The sequence below is a fragment of the Chryseobacterium sp. CFS15 genome (genome assembly GCF_031118795.1).
GTDB classification, from domain to species: Bacteria; Bacteroidota; Bacteroidia; order Flavobacteriales; family Weeksellaceae; genus Chryseobacterium; species Chryseobacterium indoltheticum.
In genome coordinates, this window is the sequence record NZ_JAVHYL010000001.1 from 45,762 (window position 1) to 68,549 (window position 22,788).

Annotated in this window: 25 protein-coding genes and 1 pseudogene; 13 read left to right on the forward strand and 13 right to left on the reverse strand. The window is 31.8% G+C overall.

Annotation, left to right across the window (positions count from 1 at the left end; genetic code table 11):
- The first annotated feature begins 29 nt into the window (after positions 1-29).
- Positions 30-1,205, forward strand: a complete 1,176-nt coding sequence (locus OH814_RS00215) for an iron-containing alcohol dehydrogenase (protein WP_308826668.1) — start codon at positions 30-32, stop codon at positions 1,203-1,205.
- Between the two features lie 201 nt (positions 1,206-1,406).
- Here the strand turns inward: OH814_RS00215 and OH814_RS00220 are convergent, their stop codons facing one another.
- Positions 1,407-1,874, reverse strand: coding sequence for a hypothetical protein (locus OH814_RS00220; protein ID WP_308826669.1), 468 nt, complete (start codon positions 1,872-1,874; stop codon positions 1,407-1,409).
- 385 nt (positions 1,875-2,259) lie between these two features.
- The gene (locus OH814_RS00225; protein WP_308826670.1) at positions 2,260-2,733 is read right to left on the reverse strand and encodes a hypothetical protein; all 474 of its coding nucleotides are present in this window, start codon (positions 2,731-2,733) and stop codon (positions 2,260-2,262) included.
- A gap of 328 nt (positions 2,734-3,061) precedes the next feature.
- Here OH814_RS00225 and OH814_RS00230 point away from each other — a divergent pair, with 328 nt between their 5' ends.
- The 3 genes from OH814_RS00230 to OH814_RS00240 all read left to right on the forward strand — a co-directional run bounded on the left by OH814_RS00230 (position 3,062) and on the right by OH814_RS00240 (position 4,894).
- Entirely contained in the window at positions 3,062-3,331 is a 270-nt protein-coding gene (locus tag OH814_RS00230; protein ID WP_308826671.1) for a hypothetical protein, read from the forward strand.
- 108 nt (positions 3,332-3,439) lie between these two features.
- Complete coding sequence (locus OH814_RS00235) at positions 3,440-4,057, forward strand: DUF4142 domain-containing protein (RefSeq protein WP_308826672.1); 618 nt, start codon at positions 3,440-3,442, stop codon at positions 4,055-4,057.
- A gap of 165 nt (positions 4,058-4,222) precedes the next feature.
- Complete coding sequence (locus tag OH814_RS00240; protein ID WP_308826673.1) at positions 4,223-4,894, forward strand: hypothetical protein; 672 nt, start codon at positions 4,223-4,225, stop codon at positions 4,892-4,894.
- A 26-nt stretch (positions 4,895-4,920) separates the two neighbouring features.
- Here OH814_RS00240 and OH814_RS00245 read toward each other — a convergent pair whose 3' ends face one another.
- The 4 genes from OH814_RS00245 to OH814_RS00260 all read right to left on the reverse strand — a co-directional run bounded on the left by OH814_RS00245 (position 4,921) and on the right by OH814_RS00260 (position 7,446).
- Positions 4,921-5,121 carry a DUF2945 domain-containing protein gene (locus tag OH814_RS00245; RefSeq protein ID WP_076561602.1) on the reverse strand — a complete coding sequence of 67 codons (201 nt, stop codon included), beginning with the start codon at positions 5,119-5,121 and terminating at the stop codon, positions 4,921-4,923.
- 139 nt (positions 5,122-5,260) lie between these two features.
- Entirely contained in the window at positions 5,261-5,875 is a 615-nt protein-coding gene (locus OH814_RS00250) for a hypothetical protein (protein WP_308826674.1), read from the reverse strand.
- Between the two features lie 102 nt (positions 5,876-5,977).
- A complete protein-coding gene (locus OH814_RS00255) occupies positions 5,978-6,430 on the reverse strand; it encodes a hypothetical protein (protein ID WP_308826675.1) in 453 nt (150 codons plus the stop codon).
- A 128-nt stretch (positions 6,431-6,558) separates the two neighbouring features.
- Positions 6,559-7,446, reverse strand: coding sequence for a T9SS type A sorting domain-containing protein (locus OH814_RS00260; RefSeq protein ID WP_308826676.1), 888 nt, complete (start codon positions 7,444-7,446; stop codon positions 6,559-6,561).
- A gap of 858 nt (positions 7,447-8,304) precedes the next feature.
- On the opposite strand from OH814_RS00260, the gene OH814_RS00265 reads away from it, so the two are divergent.
- Positions 8,305-9,258, forward strand: coding sequence for a DUF6624 domain-containing protein (locus OH814_RS00265; RefSeq protein ID WP_308826677.1), 954 nt, complete (start codon positions 8,305-8,307; stop codon positions 9,256-9,258).
- A gap of 237 nt (positions 9,259-9,495) precedes the next feature.
- On the opposite strand, the gene OH814_RS00270 is transcribed toward OH814_RS00265, so the two are convergent.
- Both OH814_RS00270 and OH814_RS00275 read right to left on the reverse strand, forming a co-directional pair.
- Complete coding sequence (locus OH814_RS00270) at positions 9,496-10,980, reverse strand: serine hydrolase (protein ID WP_308826678.1); 1,485 nt, start codon at positions 10,978-10,980, stop codon at positions 9,496-9,498.
- 320 nt (positions 10,981-11,300) lie between these two features.
- Positions 11,301-12,371: a serine hydrolase domain-containing protein gene (locus OH814_RS00275; protein WP_308826679.1), complete on the reverse strand. Its 1,071-nt coding sequence runs from the start codon at positions 12,369-12,371 to the stop codon at positions 11,301-11,303.
- 165 nt (positions 12,372-12,536) lie between these two features.
- Here OH814_RS00275 and OH814_RS00280 point away from each other — a divergent pair, with 165 nt between their 5' ends.
- Positions 12,537-12,689: a hypothetical protein gene (locus tag OH814_RS00280; protein ID WP_308826680.1), complete on the forward strand. Its 153-nt coding sequence runs from the start codon at positions 12,537-12,539 to the stop codon at positions 12,687-12,689.
- Between the two features lie 376 nt (positions 12,690-13,065).
- Complete coding sequence (locus OH814_RS00285) at positions 13,066-13,662, forward strand: Crp/Fnr family transcriptional regulator (protein ID WP_308826681.1); 597 nt, start codon at positions 13,066-13,068, stop codon at positions 13,660-13,662.
- A 481-nt stretch (positions 13,663-14,143) separates the two neighbouring features.
- Here the strand turns inward: OH814_RS00285 and OH814_RS00290 are convergent, their stop codons facing one another.
- The 3 genes from OH814_RS00290 to OH814_RS00300 all read right to left on the reverse strand — a co-directional run bounded on the left by OH814_RS00290 (position 14,144) and on the right by OH814_RS00300 (position 15,198).
- Positions 14,144-14,347: a hypothetical protein gene (locus tag OH814_RS00290; protein WP_308826682.1), complete on the reverse strand. Its 204-nt coding sequence runs from the start codon at positions 14,345-14,347 to the stop codon at positions 14,144-14,146.
- Between the two features lie 81 nt (positions 14,348-14,428).
- Positions 14,429-14,743 carry a helix-turn-helix domain-containing protein gene (locus OH814_RS00295; protein WP_308826683.1) on the reverse strand — a complete coding sequence of 105 codons (315 nt, stop codon included), beginning with the start codon at positions 14,741-14,743 and terminating at the stop codon, positions 14,429-14,431.
- Positions 14,744-14,766: 23 nt separating this feature from the next.
- Positions 14,767-15,198, reverse strand: a complete 432-nt coding sequence (locus OH814_RS00300) for a transposase (protein ID WP_308826684.1) — start codon at positions 15,196-15,198, stop codon at positions 14,767-14,769.
- Positions 15,199-17,356: 2,158 nt separating this feature from the next.
- On the opposite strand from OH814_RS00300, the gene OH814_RS00305 reads away from it, so the two are divergent.
- Positions 17,357-18,595: a phage integrase SAM-like domain-containing protein gene (locus OH814_RS00305; RefSeq protein ID WP_308826685.1), complete on the forward strand. Its 1,239-nt coding sequence runs from the start codon at positions 17,357-17,359 to the stop codon at positions 18,593-18,595.
- 318 nt (positions 18,596-18,913) lie between these two features.
- On the opposite strand, the gene OH814_RS20570 is transcribed toward OH814_RS00305, so the two are convergent.
- Positions 18,914-19,114, reverse strand: a complete 201-nt coding sequence (locus OH814_RS20570) for a DUF1275 family protein (RefSeq protein WP_374990541.1) — start codon at positions 19,112-19,114, stop codon at positions 18,914-18,916.
- A gap of 350 nt (positions 19,115-19,464) precedes the next feature.
- Entirely contained in the window at positions 19,465-19,740 is a 276-nt protein-coding gene (locus tag OH814_RS00310) for a helix-turn-helix domain-containing protein (RefSeq protein WP_308826686.1), read from the reverse strand.
- A gap of 159 nt (positions 19,741-19,899) precedes the next feature.
- Here OH814_RS00310 and OH814_RS00315 point away from each other — a divergent pair.
- The 5 genes and pseudogenes from OH814_RS00315 to OH814_RS00335 all read left to right on the forward strand — a co-directional run.
- Positions 19,900-20,268 (forward strand): annotated as a pseudogene (locus OH814_RS00315) (glycine cleavage T C-terminal barrel domain-containing protein); the annotation flags it as partial.
- 93 nt (positions 20,269-20,361) lie between these two features.
- Positions 20,362-20,652, forward strand: coding sequence for a glycine cleavage system protein H (locus OH814_RS00320; RefSeq protein ID WP_308827000.1), 291 nt, complete (start codon positions 20,362-20,364; stop codon positions 20,650-20,652).
- Positions 20,653-20,896: 244 nt separating this feature from the next.
- The gene (locus OH814_RS00325) at positions 20,897-21,124 is read left to right on the forward strand and encodes a hypothetical protein (RefSeq protein ID WP_308826687.1); all 228 of its coding nucleotides are present in this window, start codon (positions 20,897-20,899) and stop codon (positions 21,122-21,124) included.
- 505 nt (positions 21,125-21,629) lie between these two features.
- On the forward strand, positions 21,630-22,436 hold the full coding sequence (locus OH814_RS00330) for a hypothetical protein (RefSeq protein ID WP_308826688.1): 807 nt from the start codon (positions 21,630-21,632) through the stop codon (positions 22,434-22,436).
- Positions 22,430-22,786: a response regulator transcription factor gene (locus OH814_RS00335; protein WP_201134438.1), complete on the forward strand. Its 357-nt coding sequence runs from the start codon at positions 22,430-22,432 to the stop codon at positions 22,784-22,786. Before OH814_RS00330 ends, OH814_RS00335 begins: the two co-directional genes overlap by 7 nt.
- The last annotated feature ends 2 nt before the right edge of the window (positions 22,787-22,788 follow it).

Sequence of the window (22,788 nt, forward strand, 5' to 3'; positions counted from 1 at the left end):
TATAATTTTAACGTAAAATATAATACAGAATGAGCAAGTTATTTATTGCAGGAGAAGTATTCCACGGAGCGGGAAGTCTTGAAGAATTAAAAAATATCAAAGGTAAAAAAGCAGTTTTGGTGACTGGAGGAAGCTCGATGAAAAAAAGCGGGACTTTGGATAAAGCAGTCGCTTATCTGAATGAAGCGGGAATAGAAACCAAGATCTATGAAGGAGTAGAAGAAGATCCGTCATCAGAAACTTGTTTCAAAGGTGCAGAATTGATGAAGGAATTTCAGCCTGACTGGATTGTAGGGATCGGTGGCTGCTCAGCAATCGATGCGGCTAAAATGATGTGGGTTTTCTACGAATATCCGGATGCTGATTTCGAAGCGATGATCAAACCTTTCAGTGTTCCGACTTTAAGACAAAAAGCGAAATTCATTGCCATTCCATCAACCAGCGGAACAGGAACTGAAACTACAGGTCTTGCAGTGATCACAGACCGTGAAAAAGGAGTAAAATATCCAATCGTTTCTTATGAATTGACTCCTGATGTGGCAATTATCGACGGCGAGATCTGTGCATCGATGCCGGCTCACGTTACCTCAAACACTGGATTGGATGCTTTGACACATTGCGTCGAAGCTTATGTTTCAAACATCGACAGTAATTTTGCAGATGCACTTTCCAAAGGTGGTTTAAAAATCGTTTTTGATAATCTGAAAGAAGCGGTTAAAAATCCAAATAATATCACAGCCCGTCAGAATATGCACGATGCTTCATTTATGGGAGGATTGGCTTTCAATAATGCGTGGTTGGGAATTGTACACTCATTATCTCATCAGGTTGGTGCTTTGTTTGGCGTTCCTCACGGTGCTTGTAATGCGATTTTCTTACCTAATGTAATTCGATTTAATGAAAAAGAAAGCAGTCGTTTTCCGGATCTGGCAAAAGTGATCGGTAAAGAAACCACTGAAGAGTTAGCACAGGCGATTGAAACTTTGAGATCTGAAGTTAATAATCAATCTGCGATCAAAGAATTCGGGATCTCTCGTGAAGACTGGGATAAAAATCTGGACTTTATGGCAAACAATGCATTTTTAGACCCTTGTACAGGATTCAACCCTAGAAAACCAACCGTTGAAGAGTTAAAGAATATTTACAACGCTTGTTATGAAGGTCTTGTTTATTCCGAGGACAAAGTTTTAAATGCAGCTTTGTAACTCAAATTAAATAAACAATCCACTTTGTATAAGAGGCTGTCTCACTTTTGAGACAGCCTCATTTTAAATATGAGTCGGGACAAACAGCAAAAGAATTGTCTCGGAAATATGGATTTCATTATCAGTCTTTGCACGATTGGAAAAAGAATTCACCACTATGTTAATTGAAAATGAAATCCTCAGCTTTACGTTGAGGATTTTTTAATTTCTACTGATGGCTTTTCTTTGTATGGGATATAAATTTTGTATCTCTGCCACTTCTTGGGAATTCAAGTTGAAATCTAAAATCTCCGGGTTGTACAGGGGGCTGTCGATTCCCTTTAAATGATCATCGATAAATGATTCAAAATGTAAAACCCTGAATTCTTTTTTATATAACGTCGCTAATAAGGTGTTGACATCAACAATCAAGATTTTCTGTTTTCTGTTTTCGCTCCATATCGGTAAAGCAACTTTTTGACTATTATCACTCCATAACACAGGTCCTGCTGTCCAGTCATTAATTGTTACTATTTTGTCTTTGAAAGTTAAGTATGAAATTCCACCAAGAGGTGCGCCCATTGCAATTTCATTCAGTATTCCATATTCAATTCTATATTCTTTGTTTGGAGATAAAAGGTTTTTATCTGTATTGGAAAAATTCCAGGCTGTAATGATTTTGTCAGTCATAAGTTGAGTGGTTTGATCAGTTACTCATTTTATACATTATCGGATGCTCTCAATTATAATTTATTATAATATAGAAGTGGTCTACACATAGATTTTAACCTTTATTTTTTATGAATGATTTGATAAGGGTTTTAAATCGTACAGTTTTTTTGACAATTTGTATAACGATTAATAGCTCGGGTTAAGTTACACTCTTTAAAATACAGAATATTGATCTTTACAAATTAGATAACCGTAGCTTAATACTTGGTATTTTTTTAAATTGGTACATCACAAATGTTTTTTTCTTAAGATTACACTCTCAAGGTTGTTGCCAATCCAATTTTGTAATTAATTCGAAAAAATTACATAATTTGTAACGGTGGTACATATTATGGTTTTATTGCTAAACTATGCGTTGCAAGAATTTTTTATTTATTTCTTCCTTTATATAATTTTCATCTTCTTGATTTAGAAAACCTAAAGGCGCATATTCCGTATATTTCTTTTTGAAATTTTCGACCAATTTATTATATACTTTATCCTTTTCAACATATGGGGAATGATAATGGTCAATTTTTTCAAATTCTCTTTCGATATCGTTGAAAAATATTTGAAAGTAGATTCTGTCATTAATTTCTCTTTTCCAGTTTAGAAGCCAATTAATCTGACTTGCTATGGTGTTTGTATTTTCAGGATATCTCAAGTCTTGTTTTAAGAAAAAACGAGGATGACCGTTTGTAAACTTACAAACAAGATCATAATCTTTACCCATTCTTTTATTAAAATCTGAAAGATTGAGCTGAGCCATTTTTAGATTTTCTGCGTTTTTATCGATTGTTTCCTGAGGGATGTCGTTTTCAAAAGAAATTATATTCACCGCTAAATATTTTTAAATAATGTACTGAGCAAATTGTAGTCCGTTAGCTTTTTACTTTATAAACTAATAACAAAATTTTCATAAAACAGTTGCCTTTGAGGTTACCCGATTTTCTATAGCAAATATATTCCGTTGCCCCTGCGGAAAGAAATCTTTTTGGGTATCCGTAATTGGAGATTACAAACCCTCCACAAAAATATTTCAAGCTTTATCAATGTGCTTTCTTATTGTTTTCAAGGAATTGATTGCAGTTTTCCTTGTGCCTGCCTGAATGGTAATCTGCATAGAAAAGTCAGAAACCTCACAAGATGCAAATACAGTTCATTTATTGAATTTACATAAGAACACCTTTCTTTCTGCAATTCTGGAAACCACAGGCAATATCAGTTTTTATTTCTACAGGGATGAAGAAGTTCATTTCGGACTGCCTGTACTTCCAAAAATTTATAACAAAAAAGTAACGACCATTGAGAAGGAAGACATTTACGCCTGTACTTACTGCGGTTATTCCGCATACTTGGAAAGATCTGTAAAGGTTTGTGAACGTTGTGAGAGAAAAGAGTGGGTTAAGGCAATTAAAACTTTGAGACTTACCTGATGTAGATTGTCTATTTATTACCTCAAAATCTTTGGCAGACAAATTGTTAGTTGTAGCACAAAGCAGATAATAAAAATGCTTTTAATTTTAACCCACCAAATAATTATTATGAAAAATTCAATTCTTACATTGTTAGCAGTTGCTGCCATGGTATCTTGCAACAAAAAGGATTCTGTTTCTACAAACAGTTCCGTAGATTCAACGGATATGTCTTCAACAGCTCCAATGGATTCCCCACAGACTCTTAATGATTCTGCTACAGTTTCAAGTACAGTTCCTGATGCAAAAGCATTAAGTACTCAAGACAAAACTTTTGTTGATGCTGCTGCTAAAGGGGGAATGATGGAAGTTATGATGGGAGAACTTGCTGCTGCAAATGCTACCAATGCTTCTGTGAAATCTTTAGGGCAAATGATTGCAAAAGATCATAAAGCTGCCAACGAAGAACTAAAAAAATGGGCGGGAAGTGTAAATTATTCCTTACCCGCATCCTTAGACGCTTCACAACAAAAGATGCATGATGATCTAAAAGTAAAGAAAGGAGCCGATTTTGACAAGGCTTATGTCGACATGATGGTTAACGATCATAAAAAAGATATTGCAGCATTTAAAAAGGAGTCAACAGATGGTACAGATGCTAACGTAAAAGCATTTGCAACTAAAACACTTCCGACTTTGGAAAACCATTTGAAGGAGTCTGATAAAGTGAAGTCTGCTCTGAAATAATTAAAATTTATTTAGCAATAAAAGTAAGCTGTCAAAAATGACAGCTTACTTTTATTGCTTGTAAACATTATAATAATTTAAATGGCAGAACTTGTCATTAATCTTAATCATATTTAATTGAAAGAGTTCTCTTCGTATATTGCACCACGAATAAAAATAAAAAGAATGTCAATAAATCAATCTCCGCCGGACGGAGGGATGTTCTATAAGGAAACAGATATGAGTCAGCTTTTTCCTGAGCCTTTAAATGCAGTTACTGCGATTTTTTTTCTCATCACAGCTATTTTTTGGACTATTAGAATCAAAGATAATTTTAAAGAGTATCCATTTTTAGTTTATTGCTTGATATTATTATACATTGGTGCTATTGGTGGAACGTTTTATCACTCATTCCGACAATGGTCGGTATTTATTGTGATGGATTGGCTACCTATTATGTTGCTATGCTTGTCTGCAGGATTTTACTTTATAGCGAAGAGCACCAAATTGTTTTATGCTGTCTTTGTAGTTCTTGTATATATAATTCTCATGTTTGCTTTAAGAAACTGGATTTTGCTTGATAATACATCTCTTTTTATCAATTTAAATTATGGAATGATGGCATCATTTGTTCTCTTCTCGGTTTTACGATATTTAATTTATACGCAATGTAAAGCCGGGAAATGGGTGGGATTTGCATTACTGTCATTTGCTTTTGCACTTACTTTTCGTATCGCTGATAAGTGGGAGTGGCTCAATATCGGAACACATTTTTTATGGCATACTTTCGGGGTAATAGCGACATTTTGTATGTTTAATTATATCTATCTTACGCAGAAAATTGCAAATAGAGCTTAAGTCCTTAACTTTTAGCTTCTGGTAATTTAAATCTTTTTTAGTGCGGAAGCTTTATGGGCTGCTTTCTTTCCCGTTTTTTCGCTGATGACTTCATACTGTGGCTCAGCCTCAGATGCCCGTCTTTGTCTATTCATAAAAACAAAATCTTTGGTATGAACTGTAGTTATAATACCGTGTGTTTCACCATTCTGAAACCTCCACTTTACATGGTCTCCTTTTTTTAACATAATTGCTGTATTTTCTTAATATGGTTTAGATATATCAAAAGACATACTAAAATAATTACTTCATCATCGACTTCCCGCAAAAGGATCAAGAGAGCTGATTATTATTCTAATCTCTTTAAATGAACTTAGATTTTAAAATTTACCCTAGATTTTTCTTTTCGTTTTCCCAAAATTTATCCATAATTCTTTTTGTCTCTGAATGACTTTTCAGCATTACGATCTCACCAGTTTCATCAACGGTATAATGGTCTTTAAACGCATCAGGCATTGCATCGTATTGAATGTTTACCTGCTCCAAAGTTTCTTTAAAACATTTGTAATTGTATTTGTGAACCAAGAAGGGTAAAGCATTTTTTCCTCGTAAAAGTTCATATTCCTGATAATTGTACGGTGTTGTTTGCTGTCTTTTTGCTAGTGATTGGTTGAATTTTTTTAGCAGTAAAATAATTTCTTTTTCTTCAATAAATTGTGAAAGTCCCCGCAAAGCGTAAATTTTCATATCCAGATAGCGCTCTTTTTTGTAGGAGCTGAGAAAGAATTCCTTTAAGGCAGAAAAGTTAAAATCATACAACAATTTTAATATTTTATTTCGGATGTCGAGATGTTTTGTGGACTGGTAAATGGTTGTAAGGAATTCTGCATTGTTATCGGTGATTATGTTCTTGTCCAAATTGAATAACGCATTTCGAAATTCGATGTCCTTCTCATTATATTTTTCTTTTGTTAAAATCTCCGGTAATTTATTAATCATCATGAATGAATAAGTTTGAAATTTTTGATAGCATTATACACTTTGAATGTGAAACAATTAGTTTATTAAGTTTAGTATAGGAGTAGTAAGATGAAATTAAAGATTTTAAAAACATAAAAAAATAAAGTATGTAAAGGCAATGACCGATAAACTGCTGATGCTCCAGTAATTACTATCTTTATTTTTGTTAAATCTTGTTCGGCCATTTATTGCAAAACCTGTTTTTTTAACTGTGTCAGCATCAGCTTTTCTATCGAAATCACTTTTCCAGATTTTAAAAAGACTATCAAAAGTTCCACTGACTCTGACTATATCAAACCCATCAGCTCTTCGTTCAAATCTGATTGTAAACAGATCTTTTTCATTTTTAGGATTAACAAATTGGTAATTGTTGTAACCCCAGTCAAAACTATTTTTATCTGCCATATAGTTAACTTCGGTTAACCAGATAAGGCTTTCCACATGTTTGATCAATTTAGCTGAATCTAATTTGATAAATCGGCTTTGAGCATTTGATATAAAAGATGCGAATGCAAAAAATATAATTAGCTTTTTCATAGACTGGGATTACTGTTTTGTAGGAAGCTTCACATTACGCACATATCGTCAAAAAAATAGTTTTAGATTGCTGAACTGAATCAAAAAATCACTCCTGGATTGGAGTGATTCTATGTTTAAATGAGTTTTTATTTCTTGGTGAATTTTGTTGTAAAAGCGGAATGGTTGGTGTTGACTTTTATGATGTACGTTCCTGTGTTTAAAAATGATACCGAGATCTGGTTTTTTCCTGAAGTATCTTTTAAAACTAATTTTCCCAAGAGATCATAAACCTCCAATGATTTAATATTTTCTGTTGTAGAAACATGAAGGAAATCTGACGTAGGGTTAGGATAAATATGTACTTTTTTATCCTGAGATATTTCGGATGTCGACAGATTATCAGCATTTGAGATTTTGATGTTATCTACACTAAATCCAGAATCGTAATCATCAAAAGCGAAATCGATGACTTGAAAACCGCTTGCACTGGTCAGAAAGTTTTTGCTTCCCACGGATATATTATTCACGAAATATTGCACGGTGTGAGTGCCCATATTAACAATCATTTTAAAATTATACCATACATTTGGTGAAACATCAATGGAAGTTTCTGTTACATCATCCATAATACCGTCATAAATGGCAACATTTCCCTGCTCATAATCGATGACAAAAGCGCCAAGTATCGTATTTGAGTTATCCCTAACAGACATAAAGTAGTCAGATTCATCAATAGCGGATATTTTGAAGTCAAACGAAAATTCGGTCTTTGCAAAGCCGTTAACATTCTTTTTTATTCCACCATCATTTATGGTGTTGGTAGCTAATACGTTCGCAGAATTGGTTCCCAAAGTTGATGTGGTATTGATAATTGCTGCATTATTGGGAGTAGCACTTCCATAAGAAGTCCAGCCTTGTTGATTATTGATATCTCCCAATACAAAGCCTTCGGAAGATTCGAAAGAAATGTCTTGGCTAAATACAGAAATGCTTAACGTGAAAGTCACGATTAGAGAGAGTAATTTAATTTTCATAGATTTTTTTTTTAATTAAAAGTGAACTACAAACAGTTCAGAATTAGGTTTTGAGTGTTATTAAGCTACTTGTTTTTCAGCAATAAAACTAACAAAATAATTCATACCATAAAGAAAAATTTTCTTTTTTAATAATTCACTTTTATGACTGTGAATTATCATTAATCCTTCGAATGATCAGTAGGCTCTATTTGGATTGGTAAGCTTGATACTAAGGGTAGTTGATTCGCAAATACTAAATAGAGGTAAATGGATGACTTTGACTATCGGTCTTGTTTCCGCAGCAAATTCTGGTTTTTTTTGAAGTGGGTTTTGGCAATGGTACTGCATTATTATATAAATTATGCTGAAGCAAAAAGTAAAAGCAGCTTTCATATGTCTTGGTTTTTTCTACGGTAAAATCGAAACCTAATCTGAAAGTTCATAAGTTGTATTTTTGGTGAAAATTCAAGGCAAAACCTTATTTGCTGCTATACGGTTGATATTTATGATTGATTGATTTTAACGAAAACATATCATCGACCGTTACTGCAGAAAAGACCGTTGCTTTTTTATTATATTGCGCTCCACCTTTGTATCTTTAGTTTTCGACAATTCGTGGATCTTGCCTGCTCAGGTGTCATTTTAAGATTTCCATTAAAAAAACAAAATATTCGCCAATTCATCGAAAAGTTAGGATGCAAATTTTTTGTAAGAATTTAACAATCAACTCATCAAAATAAATTTTATATTAGTAGTATCATAAATGGCGTTATGAAGTTATATAAATCAGATTGACGCAATTTGCAAATTTGAAAGTTAGCAGCCATTTTGAAACAGAATCTAAAGATCTAAAATTTTTAAATTAAATACAGAAAAATGAGAAACAGTATCTATACTTTGTTATTATTATTTTTATTTACAAGCGTTGACGCTCAGGAATATTTAAAATTAATAAGTGAAGCTGATAAATTATATGAAACAAAAGATTACAACATGTCTACTGATTTATATGATAAAGCTTTTAAAATCGAAAGCAGCAATCCAAATCACTTATATAATGGTGCATGTGCATCCTCTTTAGCAGGAAATACAAAAAAGGCATTTAAATGGTTGAACTTATCAATAGAAAAAGGTTGGACAAATCTAAAGCACTTAAATTCCGATACTGATTTAGAAAATTTACATTCAAAAAAAGAATGGGGAGAAACAATTGAAAAGTTAGAAAAAAAATTAGAGTTAATAGAAGCAAATTACGACAAACCATTAAAGGCTGAATTATTGACAATTCTTGAAGAAGACCAAAAATATAGAATCCAAATGGATGAAACTCAAAAAAAATTCGGTCAGGATTCTAAAGAAATGAATAACCTGTGGAAAATAACAAATCAGAAAGACTCAATTAACTTATTAAAAGTAAAAAAAATATTAGATGAAAAAGGCTGGGTTGGCAAAGACAAAGTGGGTGCGCAAGCCAATAGTGCATTATTTCTTGTCATTCAACATTCAGATTTGGAAACTCAAAAAAAATATTTACCAATGATGAAAGAAGCTGTAAAAAAAGGAAATGCAAATCCAAGTTCTTTGGCTTTATTAATTGACAGAATAGAAATCAGAGAAGGAAGAAAACAAATATACGGAAGTCAAATAGGAACAAATCCAAATACTAAAACTCCATATGTTTTACCTTTAATTGATCCTGACAATGTAGATAAGAGAAGAACCGAAGTTGGTCTGGATTTAATCTCTGATTATGTTAAAAATTGGGATTTAATTTGGGATGTTGAAAAATATAAAAGTGAATTATCCGAATTAGAAAAATTAAATAAATAGAAAAAACGCCTGTTAGCAGCAGTTTGTAAAAAATGGGGTGTTAGGTTTAATTAATTTGGTTTTGTGTTAATCGAATGTTAGAATTTCTTCGCCACTTCTGCAATCTGCAAAAAGTTAGAGAATAAGACTTAATCTCAGCAAACAATAGGATAAAAGATGTAAGCTTTGCGAAATAATGAGTCAAGGCAGATTTTTTGTTTCAGGCTGCTTTACATAAACACGTATTTGCTGCGGGCTTTATTTTTTATCGTCTAGATATTTGCGTGCATTGGTGTTGTCCGGATTTAATTCCAAAGATTTTCTATAATTAATAATCGCTTCTTTTCGGTTTCCTAAAGTTTCTAGAATTTCACCATAACTATCATATACATTCCAACTTTTAGGGAATAGAAGTGTGTTAAGCTTAAAGACCTGCAATGCTTCATTTTTTTTATTCTGTTCCAATAACTGATAACCCCAAGTGTTCACCTCGTCCTCCTTTAAGGAATAATTTTGATTTGCCTGATATAATTTCCTATAAACATTATAAGGGTTTTGATATTTATTTTTTATAAGATTTTGGCGTAATAATTTCAAATTTTTACTGAGCCCAAAACCATTTTTCACTTTCATATCAGGGAAATAGTATCCTGCAATTTCATCTACAAACCATTCTGGATTTGAACCTTGTAGATTCTTTAATACGACAATAGATAAACTATCTTTTGGATACACAAATAAAGTAGAACGCATTCCTCCAACTGGTGCTACGGCAGGATGTTCCTCTCGTTCAACAGTTGGCCACCCTAAAGCATAGCCATTTGTCAGTTTATTGAATCCTCCAATTTCCCCGTTGTTTAATTTTGTTGTAGTAAACATTTGATTGATGCTTTCTTTATTTTTTAATAGCTTTCCTTCTTGTAAAGAGATAAGCCATTTGCTTAAGTCTTCGGAAGTGGAAATAATCCCGGTTGCAGTTCTGAAAAATAAAGGAAATGAAGTATATGAATTGTGCAATTTTCCATCGTTGATCCATTTCCCACCATCATTAAAAATTGTTGAATAAGAGTTGGAGTTATTAGGAATAATATCACTAGAATCACCAAATCGGGTAGAAACCATGTTAGAAGGCTTAAATTGATTTTCTTCTATGAATTGTGTAAAATCTTTACCGCTTAACGAATTAATAATTCTTCCTAAAATATAATAACCGGTTTGATTGTAACTGAATTTTTCACCAGACTTAAATTCCATTGGCAATTTCTTAACCGTTTCCCAGTTTTTACTTTCCAAACCGCCTCCCAATACTTGTTCCCTTTCATCTATATTGTTTGGAAGTCCGGAAACATTGCTTAATAATTGTTTGATTGTTATTGATTTCCAATTTTCAGGAATATCAGAAATATAAGAAGAAATGGGATTATTAACATTTAGCTTTCCCTGCTCTTGCAATTGCATAACGGCAACCCCCACAAAAGCTTTAGTCATAGAATTAATAGAAAAAGTTGTTTTAGAATTTGTTGGTACTTTATGCTCTATACTTGCGAAACCATAATTCGTTAACTTATCTAATTTGCCATTTTTGATTATAGCTAATTGAATTCCAGGTATTTGTAGCTGTGTCATCTTTGCGTTGATAAAAGTATCAATGCTGTCAGAAGTATTTTGAGCTATTAATTGATATGAAAACAATGTTACAACAAGTAAAAATATGGTGTTAATAGCTTTTGATATTTTTTTCATTTCATTTCATTTTTATTTATTAGTATGACAGCTATGAACTACATGATGTTACATCGCCATTTAAAATACAGCTAATTTTCAAATTGATACATTTCATCATCTCAATTTACATAAATTTAATAAGCTATTACCGCCGTTATGGTAAGATTTTTTTGATGGGATAGCTATTAGCTAATTACAAATGTTTTTCATGTTAAGTTTTGTTTGGATGACGAAAGTTTTATTCCTTTTATAGTGATATATTTTATTCTTTCATGAGTGTTGATGTTTATTAGTTTGAAAATTTCAATTCCTAAAAATTCTGGGCAATTGGATATTTATTATTTTACTGTCATATTTTCCAGACTAAGTTTCGCAATGTCCTTTACCAATTGGGTAGGAGAATTGCAGTCGCAGTTGCTGAATCCTAAAACATAAATGTCTTCACTTGGAATATACACCGCCATCGATTTGAACCCAAAGATGCTTCCACCGTGCTCTCTTGTAGCAATTCCATTGATGTTTTTCAGATGCCATCCGTAGCCGTATTCAATTTCTTTCCCGTCATTCAGCGTGTATTTACTAAAAGCTTTTGTCTCTTCCTTTGAAGTTAATAATAGATTTTGATTTAAGGCATTCTGCCATTTTAGCATATCATCCAAAGTCGACATTAACGATCCTGAAGCAAACGGAACACTAAAGTTAATTACCGTTTTATTAACATAGCCGTAGTCTTTTTTATGATAGCCGTAAGCTCTGTTTTTAATAATTTTTCGATCGGTTGCGTAATAAGAATTGATCATTTCAACTTTATCAAATATATTTTTTTTAATAAAATCTTCATAAGTTTCTCCTGAAACAATTTCGATAATGTAGCCTAAAATCACATAACCCGAATTATTATATTCAAACTTTTCACCGGGAGCTAAATCAACTGGCTCGTTTTTGAAAAAGTTGACCATTTGTTCGGGCGTCATTTCCTTTTGCGCAATGTCTTGCAAGGTTTTCATTTTTGTGAAATCCCTAATTCCGGAAGTATGGGTCAAAAGGTTATGAATAGTGATATTGTTCCCATTCGGATAGCTCGGAATGTATTTCGAAATGGGATCACTGACTTTTAGTTTTCCCTGCTCTTCGAGCATCAGGACTGCAATAGCGGTGAACTGCTTTGTCATAGATCCGATCTGGAAAACACTATTGGTGTTCAGTTTTGCATCCAGTTCGAGATTAGCCATTCCGAATGCTTTTTGGTAAACAGGTTTACCTTTCTGAGCTACCATGAAAATGCCTCCAGGTCCATCAGCTTCTTTAAATTTCGACAGGATAAGACTGTCAATTTTTTGATCTAATTTTTGGGCATTCAGTGAGAATGCCAGCATGAAAATAGAACAGAGTACGAATAACTTTTGCATTGTGAGATGTATTTAATGCAAAGATATGTTAATAATTTAATACTATGTAATACAAAATAGTAAATGTATTTTATTATTTAACTATAAACAGAATATCCGTCTGCTTTTTGACCATATAAGCAAATTTCAAAGTTGTGTATTATATCCTAAGCTACCTGATTTTCTATGGCAAATATATCCGTTGTCCCTTCGAAAAAAAATGTTTTTGGGTATCCGGAATCAGAGATTTCAATCCCTCCAAAACATTTTAAGCTTTCATCAATGTTCTTTCTTATTGTATTCAACGAATTGATTGCAGTTTTCCCTGTGCCTGCCTGAATTGTAATCTGTATAGAAAGGTCAACCTCACAGGAAGCAACTGTAGGTCATTGAAATTTTAATCCTTATTAATGCTCTTGATAAATCAGTTCGTTCTGTTATAATAACATAAGCTTATTAAATATTACGATGGCCATCGGATTATTCTGAAAATCATCCTATTTGTTCTTACACCTGTAAAAAATAAATTATTTTCAAATAAAGCGAACCAGCTAACTGAGAAAAATCGTTTATTAGAACAAAAGCATATAATTGGTGGCGATATAAATTTCATTTACGAAAATTAATCCCAGAAAAAGCCTATTGCAAATTCGGATCATAAAATTGAAGAGAGGTCCTGCAGTAAATTTGCTGGAATTTAACCGATACAACTAATATGCTCATTGATCTCGATTTACTCAGTGCCCACGGAGGTACTATTCATACCTATGACTCTCATGATTATATATTTCAAATAGAAGAAACACCTAGGTGTTATTATCAAATAGTTTCAGGAGATGTAAAATTAAATTACACCAATGAGGAGGGTAAGGAACTGATTCAAAGCTTTCTGACTAAAGGAGAAAGCGTCTGTGAATTGCTTCTGTTCGTTGACGAAAAATACCCTGTAAATGCTGTTACAATTTCTGATTGCACCATTATGAAAGTACCGAAGGCAGAGTTTATACAGATGTTAGATGAACATCCTCATGCAGCAGTCGATGTCCGGAAATATATATCGAAAACGCTATATAACAAATTTATTATGATGCAGAATATTGCATCTACTTCCGCAGAACAACGTATTAGAGGTACCTTAAAATATTTTAAAAGTTTTTTTCCGGATAAAACTCCATTTTCATATGAAGTCAAGCTGACAAGACAACAGTTTGCGTCAATTACCGGATTACGTACAGAAACCGTTATCAGAACTTTGAAAAAACTTGAAAAAGAGGGATTTGTAAAAATAGAAGATCGGAAGGTGTACTTTTAAATAAAACGAATACTGTTTTTTTGTGCAGACTCAAACCAAATGTGGAAGCTGCCAAAGAATATGACTCAATATGGACATTAGATATATGACTGCTGGTCTAACATTCTAATTACATGGATCGCGCATTGGTCAAAATGGATGATACATTTAGGTTAGGGTATGTTTGTGGCATTATGCAGGCCAAAACTGGGGCTTTTTACAGACACCGTGGTGGCATCTTTGTGCAAAGTGATATATATATCATTCCAAAATGTCATTTGTGCATATTTTTGTCACTAACCAAAGTGGTGACAATACTTCAAAAGATATGAAGGAAGCCTCAACTGAGATTTTTGAAAAATTACTAGAGGATATATCCTAGATAGCTTATTAAAACTAATACCGTTTCAAATACTTACACTAAAAAAAATATCGGCCATTTTATACAATGTGCAAATAGATTATGATGACACAAGAGTCACTAAAAGTCAATCTTGGTTTACTAAATTATTCTTCTCTCTTTTGCTATCACAGCGAGGTGGAAAAGAGTTTTAGCACCGCATATTTTTCTCAGTTTTGTAAGTCTTTTTTCTATGTTACTTTTACTGGCAACGATTGATTCGTTGTCTGAAAGTTGCTTAGGGATTTCACCGATTTTTAAACCTTGTGATAAGTATGTTAGTATAAGAAGATCTAATTTTTCCATTCAGCAAATTTAAAAATAATTATGTTCTGTCGAGTCCAATTATACTAGAGCTAATACGCTCAATTTATTATTTTTTTTAAACTATATGACAAATAATTTTCTCCAGCGGGCAACAGTATTTCTACTTAAACTGTAATGCATTGCAAGTTGCGTATTACTTAATTTATTTTTCTTCTGATACTGCAGTATTTTTAATATGGTTTCCTTATTATAAGAGCGGTGTCTTTTATCAAAGTTCCAACTTTCTGCTGTGGCTTCACCAAATATGATCGTGTTGAGCTTGATCACATCTAAATGTGTTAATATATCATTATGTAATATATTTTCACAATATTTTTTTTTATCTGGATATCTGCTGTTCAGTATATCACCATAAATTCTTTTATAATCAGGCATCTGTCGTTTAACATTAATTTTTATTATATTCTGTTTTTATACTTATTGATCCACCTATTTAGTGTTGATTTTGGAATTTTGTAATCTTCAATTACTTGAATCCTTGTTTTTTCTTTATTCTCTATCACATCAAGAATATAAAATATAACATCCTTCGTATAAAGGTTCTTTCTAAACAGTGGTAATTCAGTATTCACCTTCTGTTGAGTGTCAAATCCCTTTGGAGAGGTATATAGTATTAGGTGTTGCGAAAAAAGACGAAAAAAATCGTATTCTAAAAGCTTACACCACTTCAGTAATGCTTTTGTCTCCAAAGTTTCCTGTTTGTAGATATTTTCAATTTCAGCTTTCTGCAAATTCATGTTACTACAAATTCTGTCTAAATCAATACCTATTTCATTAACACGTTTGTATATAATTTCACCTATATGAATATCTTTTAAATCCGTTTTCATTAAAATTGTAATATGTAATTATTTCTCCTCAATAGTTGTTCATCAATCTTATATTTCTCTTCTTCAAAAAATGGAAAAGTTTCGACAATATAACATGTTTCGAGTCAAATTTGTTTATATTTTTAAGTTTGTATTAGTAATCAGATATATTAAACTCTCACCACTAAGTTTAGGAGGTGCCTTCAATAGAATATACCAAAAAAAAGAACTTTCATTCTGCTTTTGCAATTGCCTTTTTTTGCATTGCTGATAAATGCATTATACAAATTTTAAAAATAGGGAAGGCGTTCCTGTATATTCTTATTACTTTCGAACCAACATTCATTTGAAAATGCTTTTATTTATAAATGTTCTAAAAAGTGTTCACTGGTGCATGGTTTAATATTTTTTGTGATAAATGGTATAATAATATGCATTTAGTAAAAGTGATTCTATAGTATTGTGCACTACCGATCTAAATAATGATGTATCTTTTATTGAAAATTTTAAAAGTCGCTCGATTGCAAGCAACGTGCTATGTTTGTCATTACAGAAATGGGAAGCAACAACGATATGACAACGATCATTTGAGAAAATTTCTAAATTTAATAACATGTTGTTTTTCGTAGAATTTTTATAAAATGTTGGTGAAAAAGCAATAATATATAAGTTTTTTGTATCATTATTTACTAACTCAATTGTTTTCTGAGGTCCTAGCAATACTGTATTTCCTCCATCAACGTGATAGAGCTTATTGTTAACTTTAATCTGTAAATCGTCTATTGTCAGTAAAATAGAATTAAATTGTAACGTTGTAAAAGTAGATGTGTAATTGTTTCTCTGAATTATTTGTGAGAAACAATTGAAGCTAAATCCATCATTAAAGATTCGACTTGATAATTCGATCATATTTTCAACTTTATTTACGGTGAAAAGGTATTTTCATTTTAGGCTGCTTGCAAATGCTAGTACAATACTCAAACTTCTTTGCTTACAAAAAGTTTTTTCCGAAGAAATTTTACAAACAGCGAAAATTGATGTTTTAAGTAGATCATATTATTAGTTTTTAATTTTTTTAGATTTATTATAGAATCATAGAAAGAGTTATTAGAAAAAAAATTATCTGTGACTCTACTGGTATGTTATTGCTGGACTTTTTTATTTAACAGTTTGGTTTTAAAGAATTTTCTATTTTGCGATAGTCACTACTTTTGAGGTTTGTAATTTTTAGCTTGATTTTTATAATTCTGCTTTTCTCTTTAACAATAATATCAATTTTAAGAAGGTCAGATTTTAAGAAATTTTCTTCTATTTTTAATCTTGTAATGTTAGTAATCGGAAATTCGACGTAAGGAGATATAATGCCTCTTTTAAATGGGTGACAGTATTTAATACTAAACGTAGATCCTATATTTTCAAATTGAAATATTCTTAAATTTCTAAGGGAATTAAAAATGATAATAGTTAATATTACTATCACTATTATGAATGGAACTCTTAAATTGTATTTTATTAAAGATTTAAGAACAATGCCTACAACTGTTGCGCAAAAATTGAAAGCAAGCATAACTAACAGAAAGTTCATTTTTCGAACTATACTCTTTTTATTAGTGACAAGCATGAAAATATTAGTTTTTTAGTTTTTAGAAATGGTAATGTAGAATACGTTTAATCCATTTCGAAAAGTGTTGATTTATAGATTAGTATTTAGCTTTACTAATTGGTTTTAAATTTAAAAAAGGATGCTAAAGTTTAATATGTATAGTGATGTCATAATCTATGGGCTAAAAATTATAGGTAATAATGTTTTAACCTTGATTTTTGCTTTTGCCCGAAATAAATATCCCGCTCAATGATACACATAAATCTATTTTTTGTAGTTAAAAATCTTGTTAATACACATTTGTAGTCCTATCTAGACTACAATTAAGTATAATTCACTGATAAACAGTATATGTTTTATTTTTTTTAATAAAATAGTTGTATGGTTGAAAATCTAATATATTGAATTTAATTGGTTGAAAAAAAATAAATTTCACAATCTTTTAATTATCAGTCAATTAAAAATATTGTTTGTACGTATATTTTCATATATTTGTGGTATGTAGTAGTCTAGATAGGACTACATATTTTTCCCTAGATTCGCAGTTCATTAACACTTCAAGTATTCAAAAAAAAAATGACATTCCAGTTTTTTCTTTCAAGTAATGGGACTCTAAAAAATATTAATTTAAAGTTTACAGATCTTTTAAATAACAATAGTTTTATTGTTCATATGCCGTTTAGAATTTTAGATACAGAATGGGATACGGAAAGACAGCGTCCCAAAAATATTTACCTCAAAAAATATAAAGATCTTAATAATAAGATAAATACATTAAAAGTAGAGCTTAAGGAATATTACAGTGAGCTCATCCTTAAAAAGAAACAGATTAACCAAAGGCATTTTTCGAAAATTGTAAAAAATATCTGCCTTCAAAAAAAGAACAGTTTGCCTGAGATGACTCTATTGTTTTTTATGGAGCAATATATACGTACAAAGGAGGAGCTTATTTCGCATTCCACTTACAAACGATACAAAGTATTTTTTAATTTAATGCAAAAATTTGAGGGTCATCTGGCTGAAAGGTTATATATTGATCAGGTTAATTCAGAATTTATTCAGAATTTTTTGGTATTTGGAAAAGAAGAAGATTATAGTGAGAATACACTGTATAGAACAATACACTTTGTTAAGACTATTCTAAACTTTGCTGAACGTAAAGGAATCCAGACACGTGTTCGTGAGCTCGAAGTACGAAGAGAGCGACAGAACAAAGAAATTGTGACGCTAACTGAACCCGAAATACTTAAAATAAAGTATACCAATGTTCCATCCTATCTACAAAATGCTAAGGACTGGTTATTGATTAGTTGTTATACCGGTCAAAGAATCTCCGACTTTATGAAGTTTTCTAGTACGCAGCTCATAGAAGTAGATAAGAAAAAATGTCTTAATTTTATTCAGCAAAAAACACACAAAGAAATTTTGTTACCCTTGCATCCAATTGTTCAGAATATAATTAATCGCAACAACTGTAAATTTCCTGATGCTCTAGCTGTACAAAAATATAATGAAGACATAAAAGAAATAGCAAGATTATCCGGGATCGATGAAACTATAAATGCGCGTAAGCGTTTAGGACATAGGACTAAACTAATAAGAATTGAGAAATGGGAGGTAATATCAAGTCATATCGGCAGGCGAAGTTTTGCTTCTAATTTTTATGGAAAAATACCTACTCCTTTGTTGATGGAAGCCACGGGACACAGTACCGAACTAATGTTCTTAAAATATATAAACTCTTTTGACAAAGAAAGAACAGTTAAGCTAAGCAACTACTTTCAGAAAATGTATAATGAGATCTCTACAACATGAATTATTACTGTTGATTAGAATAAGCTCTACGAACCATGTGATAAAATCTTTCATGTGTAATAACTCTAAATTTCCAAATGCAATAAGGTGTCTTTTAAGGATATTTATTTCATTGCCGTCAGTACAATTTTAAATAATGGCAATATCATACAAATTTTAGGTTTAGGAATTACCTGATCTTCTTTTGCAACAAGTTAGCCCATGTTTGAAGGCTTTTTAAAGTTATATCAGTGTTTTTAATTGAAAATGCTCATATGTGAATGCCCCAATTTCTCCTGAAAATAAATAAATGAGGGTCATTATTTTTAGAAATAGGCTTTATTTATTGTATTTTCTTTTCTTTTTGTTTTTGAAAAAAAATAGTGATAGTTCAATTACCAGATCAGTAAAAAGTCCTGTTAGATGAGTTGTTCTTACCACAGATTGCGAAACACGGATAACGAGAGCATTTTGTAATCCCATGGCAAAAAGTAGTGTGAAAGAATTACCAATGGAGCGGAAGGAAAAGCCGGAAATAATTCATGAGGGAAACCTATGAGAAGCATAAGAACAATTTCAATAGATAAAGGAATGGTGTATGAGCTTTGTAATTTGTATTTTGCAGTCCAGTCGATTATCAACCCTGAAATAAATACACCTAATAAAAAAATAGAATGTATAGTAAATAAATGCCATTTTATAATTTCTCAAAAATAGTTGTTCAGAAAAGAAAGCAAGCGTCTCGATATATTTGTGGTAAGGTTATCGACAGAGAACTCCTGTAATATTTATTAATCCTGCAACAGCAGATAGAATAGAAGCCAGTTTCAAAATTATAGAAGTATGTTCTTCCTTTCCCATTGTGTCTACATGGGCAATTTTTTTGGACTTTACATAGTGGCAATACGAGTAAGTCGTTCCAAATCTATTAATAGAATTTTTCTAGCTTCCATAACGATAAGATGATCCACCTTGAAATCATGGAGGATACGGGCTAATGTCTCATTGGCAGTTCCCACCATATTGGCAAGATCTGTTCTGGATAATGTTATGTAAGTTTTATCCTCTGCTACATTAGATTTATATTTTCTATGCAGAATTAATAAACTCAGTGCTACACGTTCCCTAACCGTTCTTTGTGACAAAACTTTCATTAGATTAGCCATCACACTGAATTCATGGCTAAGACTCTTGAGGAGTAATTTTGAGAAAAAGTCTGATTGATCAAGAATTTTCAGGAAATTTTCTTTTGAAATAAAGCTATAACAGAGTTTTCCATCGCTAGAGTTGTATCTCCATATGTGTCATTACTTAATATAGCTGAATATGGAAATGATATTAATGATTACACTTCGCCGCTGGAAGCAGGTCTTGGCTGGATAACAAAATTTACTAAGAATTTTATTTATAGTGTATTCTTAAAAATTCAAAAGGAAAGAGGTGTTGTTAAAAAGCTGGTTGCTTTTGAAATTGATGGCAAAGGCATCCCCCGCCATGGTTATGAAATTTGGGATCATCATCATCAAATTATCGGATCGGTTACCTCGGGAACTCTTTCTCCGACACTCAAAAAAGGAATAGGAATGGGATACGTCTGTTCTGAAAGTGCTAAATACGGAAGTGAAATTTTTATTAATATACGAAATAAACCGGTCAAAGGTGTTATTGTGAAAACTCCATTCATTAAAGATTAAATAAATAACTGTATGCTTGTTCCCAAAAACCATTATTATACAGAACATCATCTGTAGCTAAGAAAAATAGGATTATACGATTTCTGTGTAGGAATTACCGACTTTGCTCAAAAGGAGATAGGAGAAATTTATCTTGTTGAATTTATGAGGCAAGAATCTATCATAGGTAAAAAAACACAGTTTGGAGCTATATATGGAATCAATAAAACTTTTTCGCTTATCGCTCCCTGTGACTTTCAAATTGTAGAGGTAAATAAAAATGTAGCAATAAAGCCTTCTCATATTAATACAGACCCTTATAATTCTTGGTTCTTTATTCTGTCGACTTATAGCTCAAATGATGAATTTTTGACTTATGAAAAATATTTACAAATAATAAAATGATTTTTGAACAGATTAGGCACAATATCATTGTAAAAGATGAAGTTTTTAATAAATTGAGCAATATATAAATAGGAAGAATATTTAGATAAAAACTATAATTTTTATTTTATTAAGATCTTTCACAGTTAACCCAAATTGCAATACGTGAAATATTTTTATATTAGTGGAAAACTAAACATTAACTATGGCTAATTAAATGCTAACGGTAGAGCTACATAATGCGAGTACTGAAAATTACAAAAAATTGCACAGCGCCTTGGCTGATATTAATATTTATAGAGTTATAAAAAACATTGAAACAGGAAAATTCTACGTATTACCAAGAGCTTGTTATCAATATATCGGCGATATTAGTAATATAGAAGTCATTCGCCGTTCTGTAGAGAATGCAATAAAAACTTTCACCAACAATTATGAATTAGTTGTCACTCAATCATTAGGGGCAGCTTGGGCTGGTTTGGCCGAGATCTAATCAATAAGAGTGGTTACCACATTTAAATTTCATATAATATGAATAAAGAATACATGACCTCTAATTTAAAAATATATTAATAATTGGAAATTCGCTACTATGGCCACTTTTAGCAGAAATCCTTTTTATTATATTTCCATTCGGCTCCCCAACTGCGCTGTGCAAAGATATTGCACGTACCATTTTTAAGTCGTCAATAATTCTTCAACTGAGCCTGTACAAGCGGAAGCCATCTGCCATAGCTGGACTCACTGTAGCGGAAGGCAAATTTTAACCTAGGCATCTATTCAAACATCATCACAGCTTACTAAACTACAAGACAATAGAAGAATTTAACAAGCAAATAGAATCTATAAAAATGCAGCTTAACTTGTACTGGACCTTTAATTTGCATATCCAATATCGTTATTGCAAGCTTAGGGTATTTATAAATTAAACTTTTATAAAATGTTATTGTAAATATTATTATAATATTTGTTTATTTTTAAATAACTTAGTCGCTATTATGTTAAAGTATAGCGTCCCTGATAATAAAATCGGAAGATTAAACAAATTTGAATTTTTTGATCTTTTAAATAGAGGGAAAGATCCTCAGTTTGATGTTTTTGCAGAAACAGCTTGCTTAATTGCAAATTGCCCTTCCTCTTTAATAGCAATTATGGAGAGCGAAACACAGACCATCCAAAGCTGTATCGGACTTGAGATTGATTCTATGGACCGGGAAAATATGGTTTGCCAATATTCAATTGCGAATGGTGAGGTTGTTATTATTATTGAAACGCTTTTAGATAACAGATCTCGTCCCGACCCCTTAATTCTGGCAGCAGGTATTCGTTTTTATGCTAGGATACCCTTCGTAGATGATGAAAGTTTCGAATTGGGAACGGTCTGTTTGAACGATTACAAACCCCGAGCGATTATAGAAAGTCAGATTACTACTCTTAAAAAATTCGAAATATTGACTGAGAAATACATCAATATGGATATGCTGAATGAGCAGATCGGTGGCGATGGTTATTTTAAAGAAATATTTTTAAATCTTTTGATCAACGAGCTTAACCAGACAAAGAATGATATTGATACTGCTGCAGCGATAAAAAATACGGGCGATGCTAAAATGATTCTTCATAAACTTAAAGAAACTGCGGGAACTGCAGGTCTTTTCAGTCTTTCAGAATGTGCTTTGAAATGGGAGAAGAAAGCAGACGACAACATGGATTTTTCTGCCATGAAAAAAGAGATCATTGAAGAGATAACAATAGGATTAAATATCATAAAAAGTTTAATAAAATACAATCAAAAGCTATGTTAATTTTGATCGCCGAAGACGACGAACTGATTCTCAAAACAATTGAGCATAAGTTATTAAAAGAAGGACACGAAGTTATTTTAACCCGCAACGGTAAAGAAGCTATCGAAACCTTACAAAAAAATAATGTAGATCTTGCTATCACCGATATTATGATGCCATTTGCTTCAGGAATAGAAATACTTTCGGCAATACAATCGATGGGAAAACAAATTCCGGTAATCATGCTTTCCAGTATGGGACAGGAAGAAGTGGTGCTGAATGCTTTTGATCTCGGAGCTTCGGATTTCATCGTAAAGCCGTTCAGTCCCAGTGAATTGATGTTGAGAATTAAAAGATATATCCCAAAATAAAA

Bases quoted from the DNA above. Each gene is read 5' to 3' on its own strand.
- OH814_RS00290 (WP_308826682.1), bottom strand. From the start codon at position 14,347: ATGGAAAAATTAGATCTTCTTATACTAACATACTTATCACAAGGTTTA.
- OH814_RS00305 (WP_308826685.1), top strand. From the start codon at position 17,357: ATGACATTCCAGTTTTTTCTTTCAAGTAATGGGACTCTAAAAAATATT.
- OH814_RS00295 (WP_308826683.1), bottom strand. From the start codon at position 14,743: ATGCCTGATTATAAAAGAATTTATGGTGATATACTGAACAGCAGATAT.
- OH814_RS00260 (WP_308826676.1), bottom strand. From the start codon at position 7,446: ATGAAAATTAAATTACTCTCTCTAATCGTGACTTTCACGTTAAGCATT.
- OH814_RS00255 (WP_308826675.1), bottom strand. From the start codon at position 6,430: ATGAAAAAGCTAATTATATTTTTTGCATTCGCATCTTTTATATCAAAT.
- OH814_RS00265 (WP_308826677.1), top strand. From the start codon at position 8,305: ATGAGAAACAGTATCTATACTTTGTTATTATTATTTTTATTTACAAGC.
- OH814_RS00270 (WP_308826678.1), bottom strand. From the start codon at position 10,980: ATGAAAAAAATATCAAAAGCTATTAACACCATATTTTTACTTGTTGTA.
- OH814_RS00300 (WP_308826684.1), bottom strand. From the start codon at position 15,198: ATGAAAACGGATTTAAAAGATATTCATATAGGTGAAATTATATACAAA.
- OH814_RS00250 (WP_308826674.1), bottom strand. From the start codon at position 5,875: ATGATGATTAATAAATTACCGGAGATTTTAACAAAAGAAAAATATAAT.
- OH814_RS00235 (WP_308826672.1), top strand. From the start codon at position 3,440: ATGAAAAATTCAATTCTTACATTGTTAGCAGTTGCTGCCATGGTATCT.
- OH814_RS00275 (WP_308826679.1), bottom strand. From the start codon at position 12,371: ATGCAAAAGTTATTCGTACTCTGTTCTATTTTCATGCTGGCATTCTCA.
- OH814_RS00310 (WP_308826686.1), bottom strand. From the start codon at position 19,740: ATGGCTAATCTAATGAAAGTTTTGTCACAAAGAACGGTTAGGGAACGT.
- OH814_RS00330 (WP_308826688.1), top strand. From the start codon at position 21,630: ATGTTAAAGTATAGCGTCCCTGATAATAAAATCGGAAGATTAAACAAA.
- OH814_RS00335 (WP_201134438.1), top strand. From the start codon at position 22,430: ATGTTAATTTTGATCGCCGAAGACGACGAACTGATTCTCAAAACAATT.
- OH814_RS00245 (WP_076561602.1), bottom strand. From the start codon at position 5,121: ATGTTAAAAAAAGGAGACCATGTAAAGTGGAGGTTTCAGAATGGTGAA.
- OH814_RS00215 (WP_308826668.1), top strand. From the start codon at position 30: ATGAGCAAGTTATTTATTGCAGGAGAAGTATTCCACGGAGCGGGAAGT.
- OH814_RS00220 (WP_308826669.1), bottom strand. From the start codon at position 1,874: ATGACTGACAAAATCATTACAGCCTGGAATTTTTCCAATACAGATAAA.
- OH814_RS00240 (WP_308826673.1), top strand. From the start codon at position 4,223: ATGTCAATAAATCAATCTCCGCCGGACGGAGGGATGTTCTATAAGGAA.
- OH814_RS00285 (WP_308826681.1), top strand. From the start codon at position 13,066: ATGCTCATTGATCTCGATTTACTCAGTGCCCACGGAGGTACTATTCAT.
- OH814_RS00280 (WP_308826680.1), top strand. From the start codon at position 12,537: ATGGCAAATATATCCGTTGTCCCTTCGAAAAAAAATGTTTTTGGGTAT.